This is a genomic window from uncultured Microscilla sp. (assembly GCF_947493425.1).
In the GTDB taxonomy this organism is placed as follows: domain Bacteria; phylum Bacteroidota; class Bacteroidia; order Cytophagales; family Microscillaceae; genus Microscilla.
Genome location: NZ_CANLRP010000007.1, coordinates 44,929 through 63,625 on the forward strand (window position 1 = coordinate 44,929; position 18,697 = coordinate 63,625).

Below are 18,697 nucleotides of genomic sequence, written 5' to 3' on the forward strand. Positions count from 1 at the left end.
CTTAATGTGTTGAGGTGAGCATTATTCTTCTATTCAGCTTATTTGTAATGATGTCCTTTTCTGCCCATCAGGACTACAAATAATGCTGTTATAGTTTGGGTAATGCTCTATTTATCAACTCATTAGATACTTAACCATGCTGGTTGGCTTGGATAAAGTTCTTCTGAAGTTTTTCTTGAAAAAATTATAGAGTGTATGCCCGGTCCTTTAAATCTTTCCAGTGGATGTACTGTAAGACAAACTTTTTGATAAAATGAAAATCAAGAAAGTTTTAAGGAAAGGTGTGAAGCACTGTGCTTCATGTAAAAAGATGTGAAGTAGTTTTTTTACATATAGATCGAATTTGATTATACCATAATAAACCATAATGCATTGTAGGTTGCCCAAGCTATAGTTTATTATATGCCACGTTGTAATGATTGTCTGCCCAACATCATTACTGCATAGATAAACTGCCTTAGGGAACTTTAATACTTAGTAGATCACTAAATGATTCGCTTCCCCTATCTTGACATGCATTTTTTTTAAAAAATATGTTAAAAAAACACTGGCTTTGCTTTGTGCTGCCTGCCAAGAAATACCAATTACCTTGAGACATATAGCACAATGAAAAGCACAAGTCGTAGTGATTATTATAGCAATGCTGATAATTCATCTCTATAAAAATTTAGAAAAGGATGTTATTTGGTTTGTTATCAGTACTTTATGATACTAAAAGGGCGTACATTAGTATTGGTAGGTAATCAATGCTTTAGTCATTGGTGGGTATAGAAGTTGGCATAAAGTTTTTACTCAAAAAATAGGCATAATGACCAAAAATTAAGACTTGTGCTTGCCATTAGCCGTAAAAGGAGACAATGATGTGACAAGTGTCTCCAAAATAAGTAAAGCATACGTTACTAAGTAAGCAATAAGCTTTGTGATCACCTTAATAAGCAACTTATAAATTCAAATCTTACAATTATGATTCAAATCTTTGTATTCATTTTTTACTTGGCGCTCAACTTAGTGCCTGCCAAAACTACCCAGTTTAAGATGGAAATGCACAATCCCGATAATTATAAAGAGGTAGTAGTGCTGGAGTTTAAACAGCAAAAAGATCAATGGACAGTAGTGCCCAGTCATAAGCCTGATGATGTGCTATTTTTCCGGTTTGATAAACAACAGTATTGTTATATCAAAGATGGGGTAAAAGGTAAGGAAGAAAAGGTAGACTTGTTGAACAAAATGCATATTGTCCCTAATCATAAAAAATGGAAAAAAGTGACAAAAGTTGTTTTTGACTTAAAGAAAGAACAAGAGGGAAGCCCTCGTCATTTGGTTTTTATGGTGGCTAAAGATGGAAAGAAAAAACGCATTATTTCTATTGACAAAAAGACTGTACCTGATATGAGTAAAGCAATGCCTGAAATGCATTTGACTTGGAAATAATTTACGAACTTTTAAAATATATACTTCTATGGATATGACATTTGTAATGTTGTTTTATATACTTACCAGCATAGTACCTGCCAATAAAGATCAGTTTAAGGTAACGGCTGCCAATCCTGAAAATAAAACAGAAACCATCATACTTAACTTTACCCGCTCATCAAATGAGTGGAGAGTAGTACCAAGTAATCAAAAAGACGAAGACATGTTTTTTTATTTCAAGGGCAAAACTGCCTATATCAAGCCTTCTGCCAGTGCTGCCTATGAGAAAGTAGATTTGCTGGAGAAAACCCAAATTGTGCCCAACCATAAAAAATGGAGTAAGGTAACAGAAGTGGCTTTTAAAGAAAAAGAGAGCGACCCCCGATCAGAGAGCTTGGTGTTTTTGGTAGTAAATAAAGGCAAAAACAAACGAATAGTGAAGATAGATAAGACCAATCACCCAGAGTTAACCGAGAAAGAGGCACCCACCATGCATTTAAGTTGGAAATAAACAAATAAAACTATGAGGATAGCATTTGAGCTTATTTTTTATATCATTATCAATCTGGTGCCTGGTAAGGTAGATCACTTTCAGGCAGACTTTAAAAAAGATGATGAAAAGGTCATGCTTGAGTTTACCCGTGAACCTAATAATCATTGGAAGGTGTTAGGGCAGGTAAAAGGGCAAAAGAGAAAAGAGGCGCTTTACTTTTGGTTTGATAAAGACCTATCCAAGTATCATCAAAAAACCGAAAGGCGTACAAAAACCTACCCTTTTGCAGTACGCTACAATATCAAACGTAACCACAGAAAGTGGCGTAAAACTTCGTTAATCACTTATACGATGAAGTCTTCAAGCACAAAATTCCTTAGCTTTAAAATAAGTAAGCAGAGCAAGCACCGTTACCATGTTGCACCTGCAGAAGGCGATGCAGAGCTAAAAGACTTTCCTGAGTTTTGGGTGTATTGGAAGTGAAAATTATGGCTTTATTACACTTTTTTGCTAATAAATAAAAGCCTTGATGATTAGATTTGTCAAGGCTTTTGTTTGTTCAATTATTCAATGTCTTTTAGGTATATGTATCTTTTTTAGAGGTTGTTCCACAATTAAATGCTTCGCTGTAGTTTGGTTGTGTCATTTGTAGATAGTGAACTTCTAATTGTTAATACCCCCCCTGATATTTACGGGTAACCCACTCTATAGTAGCAAGTGCCATCAACACAAAGAAAATCCATTTAAGGTGAATCATCTCTTGGATTTCTTCGCTGCTATGCAATACATTAGGTTTGCGGGTGTTTAACACTGCTTTTTTGAGTTCAGCAGTTTGGTTCATAGTAAAAAACCTGCCAGCAGTTTTTTTAGATAACTGTCTTAACAAGTTGTGGTCAGCTGTATTGTTCAATGCTTCCAGTTGTAAACTCTTGATTGTAAACTCGCCGCTAGAAACTTCATTTTTATTTTTTATAGTGGCAGCAGCACTGTATTTATAAACCCCCTTACCCAATCCACTAATCTCAAAGCGTGAGCTGCCCTCAGTGGGAGTAAATGAGTAAGTAGACGTTTTGCCCTTTTCATTGGTCAGGGCAAGGTTTACCTTGACGTCATAAATACGCTCGTATAACTTGTTATACATTTCGGTTTCAAATACCACCTTTTCAAAGTCATAAAACTCATTATTGATGGGGTATACCCGTAAACGTCGTTTATCTTCTTTAGTAGAAAGGTATTGTACTACTTTGCTTACAATTTCGTCTACAATTTCGTGTTTTTCATTCAGGGCATATTCTTCCTGACGCCATTCCCACAAGCCTTCGCCTGCCATTACTGCCGATTTTACTCCATTCAGCTCATTAATTACCAATAAAGGTTTAGAGGTTTCTATGCTTCCTACTCTTTGATGCAAAATTACTTGGGCACTATTACTTACTCCATAATTGCCAAAAGGTACCGATGCCGGAGGAAGCTTTTTAAATACTTTTACTTTTTCTCGCTCAAAATTAAATGTATTAAATTTATCATTAAAAATTGGGGTTACTTCGTCCATTTGACGCCCCCTTCTATTGACGCGTAAGCCTGCATTGAGACTGTTAAAAGTGTTAAGGTCACTTTGGGAACCTAAAATATAAAAAATGGGTGTACCTTGTTTACGAAAACGTGCCAATAGATTTCTGCCATTGCGGTAAATATTAGGTACCTGGTGGGCTATTATCAAATCATATTTTTCGTTTTTAAGCTTCGTAATCCCCGGAATGTGCATGTCAAAACTATAATTATCATTTTTGGTAATTGCACTTTTGAGTGCCTTAATATCAGGGTGAGGAGTAGGGGCAATCACCAAAATTTTTTCCTTACCATCTATCACCTCAATGTATACATCACGGGCATTGTTGGTTTTGGTAAACTCATTTTCCAGCGCGTCTACATATACCATGTAGCGTTGCATTCCTTTATACTTGGCTTCGGTCAAAAACGTCACTTGTTGTAACTCACCATCTTCTTTAAACGTGACCTTTTTCCTGCCTAAAACCTGTCCATTTTGACTCAAATACACATTGACTGAGCGCCCAGAGTAGCCTATATTTTCTACCTCTGCTACTACCGGAAACTTATTGCCTAGATAAGCTACCTTATTGGCAAGCACTGCCGCCAGTTTTATGTCACGTTTTTGGGTGGTATCGCCCACTCCTACAGTATACACCGGAAAACTATAATCTTGAAAAATGGGTGAAATGCCTTGATTGTAAATGCCATCCGACACCAATACGACTTTGTCAAGGTTACGGTTTTCATAATTGTTTTTGATGGTATTGAGAATAGCACTCAGGTTAGAACTGGCAAAGTTGAGGGGAGTTTGGATAATGTTTTTGGCAATACTGGTAATGTCCAGGTTTTGAATATCAATATTTACATTGTCTTTTTTTAGGGCGTCACCTAAGTTTTCAAGCTCTTTATAGAGATTTCTTATCTTCACTGAGTCGTTGGTGGTAGCTATAGACTGAGAGTTATCTATGGCAAATACTACAGTAGGTTTTTCTATAGTATTGCTTACCTGCCGTAAGTAAGGGTTGAGTAATAGCAGCAAGCATAAAATAGTGACCAATACAAATCTGAGTGTACCTAGTATACGATTGGTGGTTTTCGACCAATTGGCTTTTTTAGAGTACAACAGCAATGCATAAGCCAAACCAATGGCTACGCACACCAGAATAAGCCAGGGAGATGCCTGGGTGATCAGTTTAAGTTTTTCCATACAATATTTATGATTCAGCGTCCGTAGCCTTTACAAGTGGTGAGCCATTGGGTGTCCCTTGTTATGGGGTTGGGTATAGCCCTCATTGGCGGTTGGTTTTACCCTTTGCTGTTTAGGTGTATGTAGAGATTGGGGCAAAGGGTTTGAAATGACTATTATTTCGGACTCATTGAGCTAATATTTAGTGTCTTACAAAAACTCCAAGATAAAAAACAATCTTTATAAATTGTATAATGGCTTCATTAAAATTACACTAAATATGCAAAAAGCCTTGTTAGCGATTTGTTAAAACACATATTTATCTATAACCATAGGTTCTCACAGAGCAGAGTTGAGTTAATAACCTGTTTTCATAGAAGTTGCCTTTACCAATGACTGAATGGTTTCTACCGCCTGTTCACAATCTTGTTGCGTTATATCCAGGTGAGTTACCAAACGAATGCGTTGATCAGACACACATAAAAATAACACTCCCTGGTCACGGGCTTTTTGTTCAAGTGTTTGTGCAGGCAAACGTTCGTCAGTTAGGTCTGCCATGACTATATTGGTGTGGGTATTATCAATATTTACCCTAAGCCCTTCAATTTCATTCAGCGATTTTGCCAAAAACTGAGCGTTGGCGTGGTCTTCTGCCAATCTTGTGCGGTGATGTCGTATCGCATACAACCCACCTGCGGCAATAATGCCTGCTTGCCGCATAGCTCCCCCCATAATTCGTCGGTAACGATAAGCTTTTTCAATCAACTCACTGTTTCCAGCAAGCAATGAACCTACAGGAGCTCCCAAACCCTTTGATAAACATACTGATACAGTATCAAACCCTTGAGTAAGTGTGTGTAGTTCTGTACCATAATAAGTGGCGGCATTCCATAGACGGGCACCATCCAGGTGTTTGGCCATTTTTAGCTCATCGGCAGTAGCCAATACCTGGGCAATCTCACCTTGGCTCCACACCAACCCACCGCCTACATTGTGGGTGTTTTCTATAGAAACCAATCTTGTGGGAGCAAAATGATAAGGAACCTGGTTAGGTTTATAAGCTGCTTTCATATCTTGAGCAGTAAACCGACCATCGCCTGTCAGAGGGGTAAGCTGTACGGAAGAGATAAACCCTGCTGCCCCCGATTCAAACATCCAATTATGGGCATGATTACCCACTATCATTCCGTCGCCGGGTTGGGTGAGTAGTTTGATAGCTATTTGATTTGCCATGCTACCTGTGGGTACATACAGGGCTTTTTCTTTGCCCAACAAATCAGCTACTTCTTCTTGTAGTGCGTTTACTGTGGGGTCTTCCTGATACATATCATCGCCTACTTTGGCCTCGGCTATGAAGCGCCTCATGTCAGCCGTAGGCTGAGTCACAGTATCTGATCTTAAGTCTATTTTTTTTGTAACCTGGGTCATTTTATGGTTTGTATGTTTAAAAGTGTCTTTGGGTGTAAAGAAGCAAATTACATTAACTGCTACTACAAATATCAGCAAACTATCTGAATAGTACCTCAAAGCCTTTTTTGAAAAAAATAATACTTGTTTTTGGCTACACTTCAAACCTGACGAATATCATATTTTTTTTGCCCCTTATTGCCCACATTTGTAGCACTAAAGAAAGACATAATCATTAATACTCGTTGCTTGTCCCTTACTGTCAGCAACTTAAGACTAAATATATGCTCCAGGCAGAAACCCATACCGCGCTCCAGTGCTATCATTGCGGCGAAACTTGTGCCGATGACCACATCCATCTGGACGAGAAATTTTTTTGTTGTGATGGTTGTAAAACTGTATTTGAAATCTTAGACGAAAACGGGCTATGTAATTATTATGACCTGGAACAATCGCCTGGAATTCAACTCAAGATACGCAATTGGGGTACCCGTTATGATTTTCTCGATAATGCTGACATTGCTCACCAATTACTTGATTTTTCTGAAGGTAATACCCAAAAAATTACTTGGTTTGTTCCAGCTATTCACTGTAGCTCCTGTATTTGGTTGCTCGAAAACCTCTACAAGCTTCAGCCAGGTATTCAATACTCAAGGGTAAACTTTGTGCGCAAAGAGGTTATGCTTACCTATGACTCCAGTCAGATTTCTTTACGTAAGCTTGCCGAACTACTTGCCACATTGGGTTATGCCCCAAAAATTCAATTAGATGACTTAAAGCCTGACAATGGTTCTCAAAAGAAAAAGTTGAGCACAGAAGAGAAAAAGCTATATTTTAAAATCGGAATTACCGGGTTTGCCTTTGGCAATATTATGCTGTTGAGTTTTCCTGAGTACCTTGATTGGGTAGGAACCGACTATCAGAATTTTTTTGGTTATTTGAATATATTGCTTGCCCTGCCAGTATTTTTTTATTGTAGTTCCGACTATCTCCTGTCAGCGTTTAAAGCCTTACGTGCCAAGACGATCAACTTGGATGTGCCCATTTCTATGGGAATTATTGCCTTATTTGGGCGTAGTTTATACGAAATCTTAACCCATACTGGTGCTGGTTTTATGGATTCGTTGGCGGGCTTAATCTTTTTTTTGCTTGTAGGCAAGTGGTTTCAAAGCAAAACTTACCAAAGCCTTTCGTTTGAACGCGATTATAAGTCTTACTTTCCTTTGGCAGTACAATTAAAGCAACGCAAGGGGCAAGGCAGTAAGTCTACGAGCAGTATTCCGGTAACTGACATCAAAAAAAACGATCACATCATTATCCGAAACCAAGAACTTATTCCTACTGATAGTATTTTACTGAGCAAAGATGCTTTCATTGATTACAGTTTTGTGACTGGCGAGGCAGAACCAATCCATAAAAGACAAGGCGACTATTTATATGCCGGGGGGAGGCAAGTAGGTGCCAGTATCACACTTGAAGTACAAAAAGAAGTAGCTCAAAGTTATCTTACCCAATTGTGGAACAACGATGTGTTTAGCAAAGAGGGTGGTACCCAAAAGCAATTTCAACAAAAAGTAGCACGCTTCAGTCAGTATTTTACTCTAGTAGTACTTGCTATAGCCTTTGGAGCAGCTTTATACTGGAATTTTACCAATCCTGCTAAAATCTGGAATACCTTTACAGCGGTATTAATTGTGGCGTGTCCCTGTGCTCTGGCGTTGTCTATGCCTTTTACATTGGGCAATACAATGCGTATTTTTGGACGTAATCGTTTGTATCTAAAAAATGCTGAAGTAGTAGCAGATTTAGCCGGCATTAACCACTTAGTATTTGACAAAACAGGCACTATTACTCACCCTAACGAAACCAAAATAAGCTTTGAAGCTAATCAAAACCAAGGTTTAAGCCCTGAACAAGCAGTACATATTGCATCATTAGTCAAACATTCTACGCACCCTCTAAGCCAACGAATTTTTAAGCATTTGAACATTCAAAACCTGGCAGAAGTAACTCAGTTTAAAGAAATACCGGGCAAGGGTATCAAGGGTAAAGTAGGGGGCGTTGAGGTTAGTGTAGGTAGCGAACAATGGATCAAAGGTGAGGAGTTTGCGCCTCAAAACGTCGCCCAATTACAAACCAAAGTTTTTGTAAAGTTGAGCGATGAAGTAGTAGGAGGTTTTGTGATGCAACATGAGTATCGGCAAGGCTTAGGTAAGCTTATCCAAAGAATGCAAAGCCAATATGATACTGCGCTCATCTCTGGTGATAACGATGCAGAAGCTGAGCGTTTAAAATCATTCTTTGGTCAACAAAGTATCCTTAAGTTTCAACAAAAGCCTGCTGATAAACTAGCCTTTATCAATGAGTTACAGCAAGAAGGCAAACAAGTAATGATGATGGGTGATGGTTTGAACGATGCTGGTGCTTTGCAACAAAGTCATGTAGGCATTGCTGTTTCAGAGGATACTTCGTCGTTTTCGCCAGCATGTGATGCTATTTTAGATGCTAGAGTATTTGATAAACTGCCTGAGTTTCTAAAGTTCTCAAAAACCAGTCTTAAGGTAGTAAAAATGAGTTTTGTACTTTCATTGCTTTACAACCTGATAGGTGTTGCTTTTGCCGTAAGCGGTAACTTATCGCCTGTAGTAGCGGCCATTCTGATGCCTTTGAGTTCTATTACCGTAGTGAGTTTTGTAATCGTAACGACTAACGCCTTGGCTAAGTATCAAGGTTTGGTCATAGGAGATACCCTGTCAAAAAACTAAAAAGAAAGAAATATGTCTGTCATTGTTATTTTAATTATTGCAAGTATACTAGTGGCCATTGGTTTTTTAACCGCCTTTATATGGTCAGTAAAAAGCGGTCAATACGACGATACCTATTCACCTAGTGTGCGTATTTTATTTGATGACACCGCTCCAAAAAAAGACTTGGCTAAAAAGCCGAAGTAAAGACTTATAAGGAAAAACTTGATTGTTTTTCCTTTTTTTATGCTGCTTTGTCTATTTATTCAATCTTTGACGCTGGACTGATCGTTGATTATCAATACAACAAAATACAATCTTCGAATTATGAAAGTCAACATTATTGTTACAGTTACTCTTTCCCTCTGGAGTTTATCCACTCAAGCACAAACCTGTTACCTCCCTAATACTCAAATTACCCATTGGGACATTAATCAGAATACCCTACCTCGCTATGTAGTTGCTTCTATAAAGGCAATGGGTGAGGCCTCTCCTGATGGATTTATCATGATGCTGGGTACTACTAGCCAAGGCGTGTATACTATAGAAGGAGGGAGTCCTTCGGATGCAGTAGCCGGAGAGCAATCATCTGCGACATTGGTATTTACACCTTATACAGGGCAGCGCAAAATGTATGAATTGTACAAACATCAAGATTTGAGCAAGTTAGATGAAAAAAAACTGCTGCGTTTGCTCTGGAAATATGATCGGGATAAGATTTATCCACTGAAAGCTCTAAAAAGAATTGATTATCAAATTAACCCCAAAAGCCAAGCAACCAAGCAAACCCTTGCCAGCACTGTCAAATGGACAATGAAAATAGTACATCCAAAAACTAACACCACCTTGTTTTGGCACCTCAGCGTAAAATCAAATATGTCTCATTGTTTTTACCAGTGGAAGTTTTTTAGAAAAAAAGGGATGTGAAAAAAGGAGAGTATACAAACAAAAAAGCTTCTCACAATCTATACGATTGGAGAAGCTTTTTGTACCAGGGGCGGGACTTGAACCCGCACGACCCAAGGGTCACAAGATTTTAAGTCTTGCGTGTCTACCAATTCCACCACCCCGGCAGGTAGAAAAAATTTTACCCCAAGTATGTTGGGGTAAAATGTGGAGCGAAAGACGAGATTCGAACTCGCGACCCTCACCTTGGCAAGGTGATGCTCTACCAGCTGAGCTACTTTCGCTTAATAAAGTATGTCTCTTTGTTTTTGTGTGCACAAAGGTACAAGAGAAATCTGAATTTGCAAACACTCTCTGAAAAAAAACTTGATATTTTTTACGTTTTTTTTGAAAAAGCACGTTAACAGCACGCTTAGGCAGTTTTTATTTTTGGGTTTTTGTGAAAAAACTACTCTCGTTTGTTCAAACTACTTTCACTTTTCGTCTTTCCTTTTTTTTTTCGTTTTTGCTTTTTAAGCTTTTTCAAATCTTTCTTGGTGAGTTTTTTATGGTTGTAACGCAATTTATTGATAAAAGCCACCTCTTTTCTGATACCTATGCCAGCGGCTTTGCGATCAAATACAACCTGCTTGCCCCAAAGCAAAAAAACATCTCCGTACCAATGGATAAAGTGCTGGTTGGTAGCAGAATAAATACGATCATCAGGGTTAGGGTTTACCACTTCGTCCTCTGTTTCTTTTTTGATTGTTTTGTTCTTGTGTATCAGCTTAGACCAAAGAACAGGGACTGAACTTTCGCGGTACTGCCTCATGTATGCCAGTATTACTGAGTCACCTTTGAACCCCACCCTTATTTGCGGCTTAAGGTTTAGGGTAGTTATGCTGGGTTTAATTTTGATGGTGTTGTCCCAAAGCCTTTTGCCGTTGTGATTAATAGCACTAATAGAGGCTGAGGTAAATTGAAACTGTCCTTGGGTAATTACCCTTGGTAAAGCACTAGGACGACGTATGCTGGAAGACACCACCCGGTTATGATACCAATAGCGTTCTGCGATTACTAATAAGTTGTCTTTGTTTTCAAACTCTACAATATTGCCCAAAAGCATTTTAGACCTTAAGGTGTATTCTTTGCCTTGGGCTTCTTTTTTTAAAGCCCTACGGCGGATACGCTTAATTTTTTTTTCCGAATAAAAGTTGAGAAAATTTCTGAAATCAAGAAACTTATGTAGACGAAGCCGTGACTGACGACCGCTTTTGATAAGCATTGTGGCCAAACCTTGTGGGTAAGGTTGACATTTAATACTGTAGGTACCTAGCAATAAGCTCTTAGTGGCACTAAGGGGGTATACGTGTGCCGAATGCAGGGTATATCTTCGGGGTAACTCCACTGTTTTACCTGGTTGCAAACCCACAATATTAGAAATAGTATGTACTTGTGTATTGCAGTTTCTGGTATTTCGCATCAGATAAAAACCTGAATTGATAGTAGGGTGGCTGTATACATCTAGACTATTGTAAGTTTTGCTGTAAGTAGCGGGTACTATCTTGGTGGTGCCATCTAACATATTGAACCTAAGTGCTGCTATGTCTGAGTTAAAAGTTCCTGTAAAAAAAGCATAATTACCTGCAACTCTTACTTTTTTCAACTCCACTTTTAAAGGCAGTGTCCCATCAAATACTTCTGTTGTCCCATTTTTGATGTTTAATTTTACGATTTTAAATTGCTTTTTCTCTTCCCTGGTCATCAAAAAATAAACAAACTTGTATTGGTCGTAGTAAGCATGGATAGGGGAAAAAAACTTATCAAATTTTTCTCCTTTTTTCCACACTTGACGCATTGTAGTATCCATGCGGATGAGTTCCCAACTCATTTGTTTATCATTCCACTTTTCGCGAATTGCCAAAAACAAGACTCCTTTTTGTTTGAGCGAAGTTACCATAAAATCTTCACTGATCCGCTTTTGTGTTACAGGCATTTCGAAGCGCTCTTGTGGAGTAAATTGCGCTTGCACATTGATTGTGAGCAATAAACAAAATACGTAGCAAAGCGTCCATTTTATGCAATAAAAAATATTTGTCAAGATTCGTGATTTTTAAAGTGTTATAGATTGAGTTTTTATAATTTTACCCTTTTGCTTATTAAAGAAGTGTCTTTGGTGAGTTTGCCCCTATCAAACAGGGAGTATTTTATACAAAATAATAAAAAAAAGTGTGGGTGTGTAGAATATATTGCTTTTTTGTATTTAAAATCGATGATTTTTATCAACAAGTGAATGATCACTTTTTACCAGAGGAAGTATGATTAAAGTAAAATTGATTGTGACTGATGAACAGCGCAAGGTAGCTTTTAATGTTAGAAACGAGGTTTTTGTAAAGGAACAGCAGGTGTCGAGAGAAGATGAGTTTGATGAGTTTGAAAATGAATCTCGACACTTTTTGGCAACTATTCATCAACAACCTTGTGGAGCTGCTCGTTGGCGTTACACCCAAAAAGGCATCAAACTAGAACGCTTTGCTGTATTGTCTTCTTTTCGTCGTCAGGGAGTAGCTTCTGCATTGTTGCAGGCGGTGATAGATGATGTACGTGCACACCCCAACACTGAAGGTAAACTGATGTATATGCATGCCCAAACAACTGCCCTCCCTTTGTACAAAAAATTTGGATTTAAAGTTCAAGGTGATTTATTTGTAGAATGTGACATTGAGCATTACCTGATGACCAAAGTGGTCAAAGCATAAATCGTGGTAGGTTAGGCAAGAAATTACTTGCTTAGCCGTTTTAAAAACTATTACTACCAAAACAACATTCATAACGAGTTCTAGTATGGGGCGTATTTATCCATTATTGTTAGTTCTAAGCCTACTCTTAGGCATGTCATCGTTGTATGGGCAGTCAAACACACCCACAAAAAATAAATCTAACGACGAAGGTGCAGCGCAGGTGTGGAATCGCTCCACAACTATCGACAAGGTTGATGCAACTATTCAAGTACAAAGAGCGAGAGTTTCCAAAGCCCATAAGTACTCTTTAAAACGCAAACTTAATAAGCAGCACAAAAAAAAGTATGTAGCTAAAGCACCTCGTTTAAAAAAGTTGTTTAAGAAAAGAAGCCGTAAGTTTCGACCTTTGGGAAAAAGACTGCGAAGTGGCAAAGCCTACGAGTGGCCACCTTGGCTTATAGACTTAAATATTTTTACTACATTATTGTTTATAGGGATATTTTTTGGTTTAGTAGCTTTGACTTACCTATTACTTCGCCCCGATGTGTTAATTTCACTGTATCAAATGCTGCTATTGGCTTCAGCTTTTGCTGGAATGTTGTTTTGGTATATGATTTTGGGTACAGAGCAAGGGTTTGATATAGCTATCTGGAAAATTTTCTTTAAATATGGATGGCTAAGCTTTCCCCTTATTTTTGGTATCTACTTTGGCTTCCGCCTATTGTTTAATGCCCCCATGATGATTCCTTTTTTACAGTTATTACTTATAGGCTTTTTGATTGGGTTGGTGTTCCTGTTGCTTTACTTTATCATTGATTATTATTAAACATTGCCTATCTTTTTTATTAACTGGGTGACGGTATACCTATTGCCAAATATTTATTTAAAGAAATGACTTTTTATGTCTTTAGCCCAAAAGCCTGTCTGCCACGGACTTTTTTGCGCATCAAACAATATCAGCCAGCAACCGTTCTGTTTTGCGAAAGTACCACCCACTCAATATAAATATACCTACAGCTACTCCCAACGACATACCTACATAAGGCGATAGTTTGCCACCAATGATCATCCAACGAAACCCTTCTGTGATGCCTGCCATTGGATTGCTATAGTATAAAAGGTGGTATTGTACAGGAATAAGTGTAGGGGGGTAGGCGATAGGAGTAAGGTAAAACCCCACTTGTAAACCAAACCTTGATATGGGTTGAAAGTCACGAAATCTTACCGATAAAGCACTTAGCCCAATAGCACACCCTAAAGATGCCACTAACAGAGCAATAAGCCAAAGCGGAAAATATATCAGATTTTTGTGAGGTGTATAGGCATAATATAGCATTACCCCAGCCATTAACAATACATTGATTAGGAAATCTACTGCGACCACCAAGGCTTTTGATAAAGGGAGAATAATACGGGGAAAGTAAATCTTTGTAACTAAACTATGGGCATTTAAAATAGCTACACCTCCTTGGTTGACTACTAAAGAGAAATAATGCCAGGCATATAGACCAGAAAAAGCAAATATAGGGTAAGGAATTCCTTGTGTATCTATTTTGATCGCTATGTTAAACACCAAAGTGAATATAAGTAGTGTTATCAATGGCTGAATAAAAACCCATAGCAACCCCAACGAGGTTTGAGCATAGCGTACTTTCAGGTCTCTAAATGTGAGTGTACGCAACAAACTGCGATAATGCCAGATTTCTTTGCAATAAACCTGCCATGATGGAACTTGGTTTTTGATGACTTTTTTAGGAGATAAGGAGGTGTTTTTCATTGAAAAGTAATGACACTATAAGTAAATTAGTAAAGCTCAACGGCAGAAATTTTGTTTCAAAATCAAATAAATTCCTTATTTTATGCTATTTTTGCTTACCTTAGTCTTTGAAAACAGTACAGGTGCATTATTCAATCATATTTTAAATGCAAACAGTACCATGTTTTGTTAAAATAGAAGTTTTTTTATGTTAAAAAACAGTTTTTAACAACAACAAAAGACTTTTTTTTATATGTTTCGAAAAAAATCCCTTAGAGATAAGGGTTGGTTAATTGTAATCTTGTCTCATAACTAGTATAATACATTGATTAATTTTTGTGCAAAAAAACTTATTTTTGTATTATCAAATAAATAATTACATCAAATTTTAAACCCAATATATATGATAAAAAACTACTCACTTCTTTTTTTTGTAGAAAATAAATTCCCTCATTTCACAAAAAAATAAACCCAACTCATTAGAGATTATATAAAATAAACCCACTTTTTGGAACTCCTATTTTTTAAAGTTAAAAGGTAGGGAGACATTCTTCTCTTGAAGGCGAGAACTTTTGAGTTCGCCTATAGGGTGAGGTGTAACAACAGGAGAGGTTTATTACTCCTGAACAATGCGTTACTTTGTTGAAAACGTTTGTTTTATATCTAATCATCTATTTTGCTCAATATCTCTTGTTGATTACTTACGTGCAATCCATTTTATACAAATGGTAAAACGAAGTAAAAGAAGGACAGGTGCGTCATTTTTTTCTAAATATGTAAGAAATTAAAAGACTTGATAAGTTGAACTAGTCAACATGTTACTGCTTATAGCCATAGATTGTATAAATCAAGGTGCTATTGAAAGCTGTAGTTGCCTGAAGGAACAAGCAAAAACTGGTTTCTGTCAAGGCAATGTACTGTTTAACAATCATTTTTATAATTCTAATTATAAAATCTTATCCAAACAATCAGCTTGTATGGTTAAGTAGTGAATGAAAATAATACCTGGTAATAATTTATTACTGAGCATCATTCTAGTTCACTCAAAGTGTATTATGGTAAAACAAATTAAGTAATTACTTATGAAAAGTAAATTTTTACTCACTCTACTTTTCTTGGTGGGATTAACAACTTACGCCTTTTCACAGATTACTGTTTCAGGAACTGTAACAGATAATAATGGAGATGGATTACCAGGTGTAAATGTGATCGAAAAGGGTACCTCAAACGGTGCTGCCACTGACGTAAACGGTAAGTTTACGCTTTCAGCTTCTAAAGGAGCTACACTTATTTTCTCTTTTGTGGGTTACCAAAACAGAGAAATAAAGTTAATATCAGGACAGACTGACTTAGGGACTGTTAAATTGGCTGAGGAAGGTTCATTGAACGAAGTAGTCGTTACGGCACTTGGTTTAGAACAAAATAAAGACCAAACAGGTACTTCTGTGAGCCAGGTAGCTACTAAAGACCTGATTAGCTCTGGTGAGCCTCAACTGTTGAACCAATTGGCTGGTAAAGCTGCTGGTGTACAAATTATTTCAAACAGTGGTAGTGACCCTGGTGCTGGTGCTACTATCAGAATTCGTGGAGCTAACTCTATCAGTGGTTCGAACCAACCTTTGATCGTAATTGATGGTATTCCAATGTACAACAATACTGATCAGGCTGGCTCTGGTGCTGGTGGTACTGCGGGTGTTGCTCAGCAAAGTCGTTTGAACGATATTAACCCTAATGACATTGCTTCTATGGAAGTATTGAAAGGTGCTGCTGCTGCTGCTTTGTATGGGGCACGTGCATTGAACGGGGTTGTTTTGATTACTACTAAAAGTGGTAAAGCAAGTAAAAAAGGGTTTACGGTTGTACTTAACTCTAGCATTGCTATTGACCGACTAAACCGTAAGGTGCCTCTTCAAACCTCTTATGGTCAAGGAGTTGGTGGTCGTTTTCAGGAAACAGGTACTTTTGGAACAGCGGGTAGCTGGGGAGATAGAATTGCCGCTCGTCCAGGTGGGGCTAATACTTTTATTACTGACCCTAATGACCCTAATTATGCGGGTCGCTTTGAAGCCAACGATGGCAAAACTTATTACAGAATCCCTAGTGGTACTGCTGCTGAACCTTGGGGAGGTAAAAGAAGCCGTGAGACGTTTAATGTTTATGACAACTTGTTTCAAACAGGTATCACATTAAACAATGATATTAGTGTAAGTAGTGCCAACGAAAAAGGAAATCTTTACATAAGTTTTTCTGATACTCGTCAAGAAGGTATTATCAAAGGAAATAGTAACTACCGTAGAACTACAGGGCGTTTGAATAGTACGCGCTATTTAGGTAAATATTTTACAATTGCTGCTAAAGCCAATTACTCTCACATTGAGTCAAGTCGTGTGCAGCGTGGTTCTAACGTTTCTGGAATCTTGTTAGGAGGTTTAAGAACTCCTGCCGATTTTGATATGAGAGGTTACTCTGGAACCTACTATGACGCAAATAATACGCCTTACCCAAATTTGCAACGTGCCTACCGTAACCCAGTAGGAAGTAGAAACTTCAACAGCACACCAAACTCTGTATATGATAACCCTCTTTGGATTGTAAATAACATCTTGGGTGACAACGCAGTAGACCGTTTTATTGGTTCGTTAGAATTTGGCGCAGATCCTTTGCCTTGGTTAAACCTGACCTGGCGTATAGGAATGGATCATTACTCTGATGTTCGTGGAGATTTTTTCCCTATTATTTCTGCTCAAGCTTCTGGGGGATCTTATGCTTTGAACAACATACGCAACACTCAGTTTAACTCTGATTTGATTGCCAGATCAAGTTTTAAAATCAACGATAACATTTCATCTACAATTCTTGTAGGTATAGGAGCAAACGAGCGTAAATTTTCTCAAAACAGCTCTACTGCCACCAATTTCGTAAACTCTCTGTCTCCTCCTGCACTAGGTAATAGTAGTGCTAGTGGACGTACGCCAGTATCTACGTTTAGTGTGGTACGTAATGTGGGTTACTACTATCAGGCAAGCTTTTCGTTCTATGACTTGGTATTCTTGAATACAAGCGGTCGTTACGAAGATTTCTCTACCATGAGCGAAGGTTTCTTCTACCCAAGTGTAGACGTTGCTTTCCAATTTAGCAAGCTATTGCCTAAAAACGACATCTTCACCTTTGGTAAGGTGCGTGCTGCCTGGGGGCAAGTAGGACGTGCGGCTGGTCCTTATACCGACCGCGCCGTGTTTATTGATAATATAGCCGTGGGTGATGCCGGCTGGGGAAGTTTTCTTGATCCGGCTGTTTATGGTGGTGGTTCTCGCCAAGGGAATACTGCTCCTGCTATACTTAGACCAGAGATTAAAACAGAGATAGAGTTTGGTTTGGATGCACGTTTCTTAAAAAATAGAGTAAGTGCTGGTGTAACTTATTATATGAACAACACTGTAGATGTTATTCAAGCAATTAGTTTATCACCTACTACTGGTTTCTTATTTAAAAACGCCAATGCTGCTGAAATCGAGAACAGAGGTTTAGAACTTGAGATAAGTGGTGATATCATCAAAACTAAAGATTGGTCTTGGTCTGTAAATGCGAATTACTCACGAAACATTAACAATGTGAAAAGTTTGCAGGAAACCAACCGTATTTTCTTAGCTGGTTTTACTTCTACTTCGTCAAATGCGATTGTTGGGCAACAACTAGGCGCTCTTTTTGGAGCAGTTTGGGATAAAAATGACGATGGATCATTAAAATTAGATACTGATGGTTTCCCAACGCTTGCTACCGAGTCAAGTGTTATTGGAGATCCTAATGCGCAATTCCGTGTTGGATTTGGAACCAGCATAAGCTACAAAAACTTTACTTTACGTGCCTTCTTTGATCACAGTGCAGGTGGAGATATTTGGAATGGAACCAGAGGTGCCTTGAATGTATTTGGTCGTCCTGAAGCTACGGCTACTACCATTACTTTGACTGCGGCTGAAGCAGCCACTTTGAAAACCTATTCCAAAAAAACTGTTGGTACCCAAACCGTAGCTAGAACCGTAGATGATTTAATAGCTGATGGACTTTACCCCTCTGCTAACCGTAATGCAGATGGTTCGGTTACTTTCCGTGGTTCAAGAACTGATTTTGGTGGAGGAACCGTTTTACTGGATGAGTCATGGTATACAACCCTTGGTGGTGGTTTTGGTGGTGCAGATGAGCAGTTTATAGAAGACGCTACCTGGACTCGTTTAAGAGAGCTTTCTCTTTCTTACAACCTCAATAGCGAAGGGTTCCGCACGTTTACAGGCTTGCAAAGCGTTCAGTTTACAGTAACTGGTCGTAACTTGTTCTTGTGGACTGACTACACTGGTATTGATCCTGATACGAACCTTTCAGGATCGGCGGTAAATGGACTAGGTTTAGATTACTTTAATAACCCTGCTACTCGTTCTTTCTTATTTTCTATCAAAATCACTTATTAATTCATACAAGGTATGAGGGAGGCAAAGGTTACTTTACCTCTTTCTGCTCAATGGTTGA

13 protein-coding genes and 2 tRNA genes are annotated in these 18,697 nt (G+C 38.2%); 9 read left to right on the forward strand and 6 right to left on the reverse strand.

What is annotated here, in order from left to right; translation table 11 throughout:
• Positions 1-963 precede the first annotated feature (963 nt).
• Genes Q0954_RS03770 through Q0954_RS03780 form a run of 3 tightly spaced genes read left to right on the forward strand, consistent with a single transcriptional unit; the run spans position 964 to position 2,389 of the window.
• Complete coding sequence (locus Q0954_RS03770) at positions 964-1,431, forward strand: hypothetical protein (protein ID WP_299453813.1); 468 nt, start codon at positions 964-966, stop codon at positions 1,429-1,431.
• A gap of 28 nt (positions 1,432-1,459) precedes the next feature.
• A complete protein-coding gene (locus tag Q0954_RS03775; RefSeq protein WP_299453815.1) occupies positions 1,460-1,924 on the forward strand; it encodes a hypothetical protein in 465 nt (154 codons plus the stop codon).
• Between the two features lie 12 nt (positions 1,925-1,936).
• The gene (locus Q0954_RS03780; protein ID WP_299453818.1) at positions 1,937-2,389 is read left to right on the forward strand and encodes a hypothetical protein; all 453 of its coding nucleotides are present in this window, start codon (positions 1,937-1,939) and stop codon (positions 2,387-2,389) included.
• Positions 2,390-2,576: 187 nt separating this feature from the next.
• On the opposite strand, the gene Q0954_RS03785 is transcribed toward Q0954_RS03780, so the two are convergent.
• Together Q0954_RS03785 and ltaE are read right to left on the reverse strand one after the other, a co-directional pair.
• Positions 2,577-4,664, reverse strand: coding sequence for a VWA domain-containing protein (locus Q0954_RS03785; protein ID WP_299453821.1), 2,088 nt, complete (start codon positions 4,662-4,664; stop codon positions 2,577-2,579).
• Between the two features lie 336 nt (positions 4,665-5,000).
• Positions 5,001-6,071: a low-specificity L-threonine aldolase gene (gene ltaE / locus Q0954_RS03790; RefSeq protein ID WP_299453824.1), complete on the reverse strand. Its 1,071-nt coding sequence runs from the start codon at positions 6,069-6,071 to the stop codon at positions 5,001-5,003.
• Between the two features lie 263 nt (positions 6,072-6,334).
• On the opposite strand from ltaE, the gene Q0954_RS03795 reads away from it, so the two are divergent.
• The 3 genes from Q0954_RS03795 to Q0954_RS03805 all read left to right on the forward strand — a co-directional run bounded on the left by Q0954_RS03795 (position 6,335) and on the right by Q0954_RS03805 (position 9,721).
• Positions 6,335-8,815 carry a heavy metal translocating P-type ATPase metal-binding domain-containing protein gene (locus Q0954_RS03795; RefSeq protein ID WP_299453827.1) on the forward strand — a complete coding sequence of 827 codons (2,481 nt, stop codon included), beginning with the start codon at positions 6,335-6,337 and terminating at the stop codon, positions 8,813-8,815.
• A gap of 12 nt (positions 8,816-8,827) precedes the next feature.
• A complete protein-coding gene (gene ccoS / locus Q0954_RS03800) occupies positions 8,828-9,001 on the forward strand; it encodes a cbb3-type cytochrome oxidase assembly protein CcoS (RefSeq protein WP_299453830.1) in 174 nt (57 codons plus the stop codon).
• A gap of 120 nt (positions 9,002-9,121) precedes the next feature.
• Entirely contained in the window at positions 9,122-9,721 is a 600-nt protein-coding gene (locus Q0954_RS03805) for a hypothetical protein (RefSeq protein ID WP_299453833.1), read from the forward strand.
• A 62-nt stretch (positions 9,722-9,783) separates the two neighbouring features.
• Here Q0954_RS03805 and Q0954_RS03810 read toward each other — a convergent pair.
• The 3 genes from Q0954_RS03810 to Q0954_RS03820 form a co-directional block, all read right to left on the reverse strand.
• Positions 9,784-9,867: transfer RNA gene (locus tag Q0954_RS03810), tRNA-Leu, on the reverse strand.
• Between the two features lie 41 nt (positions 9,868-9,908).
• Positions 9,909-9,984: transfer RNA gene (locus Q0954_RS03815), tRNA-Gly, on the reverse strand.
• A 164-nt stretch (positions 9,985-10,148) separates the two neighbouring features.
• A complete protein-coding gene (locus tag Q0954_RS03820; protein ID WP_299453835.1) occupies positions 10,149-11,675 on the reverse strand; it encodes a hypothetical protein in 1,527 nt (508 codons plus the stop codon).
• A 322-nt stretch (positions 11,676-11,997) separates the two neighbouring features.
• Here Q0954_RS03820 and Q0954_RS03825 point away from each other — a divergent pair, with 322 nt between their 5' ends.
• Positions 11,998-12,438, forward strand: coding sequence for a GNAT family N-acetyltransferase (locus Q0954_RS03825; protein ID WP_299453838.1), 441 nt, complete (start codon positions 11,998-12,000; stop codon positions 12,436-12,438).
• A gap of 85 nt (positions 12,439-12,523) precedes the next feature.
• Positions 12,524-13,246 (forward strand): hypothetical protein, encoded by a 723-nt coding sequence (locus Q0954_RS03830; protein WP_299453840.1) that lies wholly within the window; start codon positions 12,524-12,526, stop codon positions 13,244-13,246.
• 120 nt (positions 13,247-13,366) lie between these two features.
• Here Q0954_RS03830 and Q0954_RS03835 read toward each other — a convergent pair whose 3' ends face one another.
• Positions 13,367-14,197 (reverse strand): ABC transporter permease, encoded by an 831-nt coding sequence (locus Q0954_RS03835; protein ID WP_299453843.1) that lies wholly within the window; start codon positions 14,195-14,197, stop codon positions 13,367-13,369.
• A gap of 1,061 nt (positions 14,198-15,258) precedes the next feature.
• Here Q0954_RS03835 and Q0954_RS03840 point away from each other — a divergent pair.
• Positions 15,259-18,639, forward strand: a complete 3,381-nt coding sequence (locus tag Q0954_RS03840; protein WP_299453846.1) for a SusC/RagA family TonB-linked outer membrane protein — start codon at positions 15,259-15,261, stop codon at positions 18,637-18,639.
• The last annotated feature ends 58 nt before the right edge of the window (positions 18,640-18,697 follow it).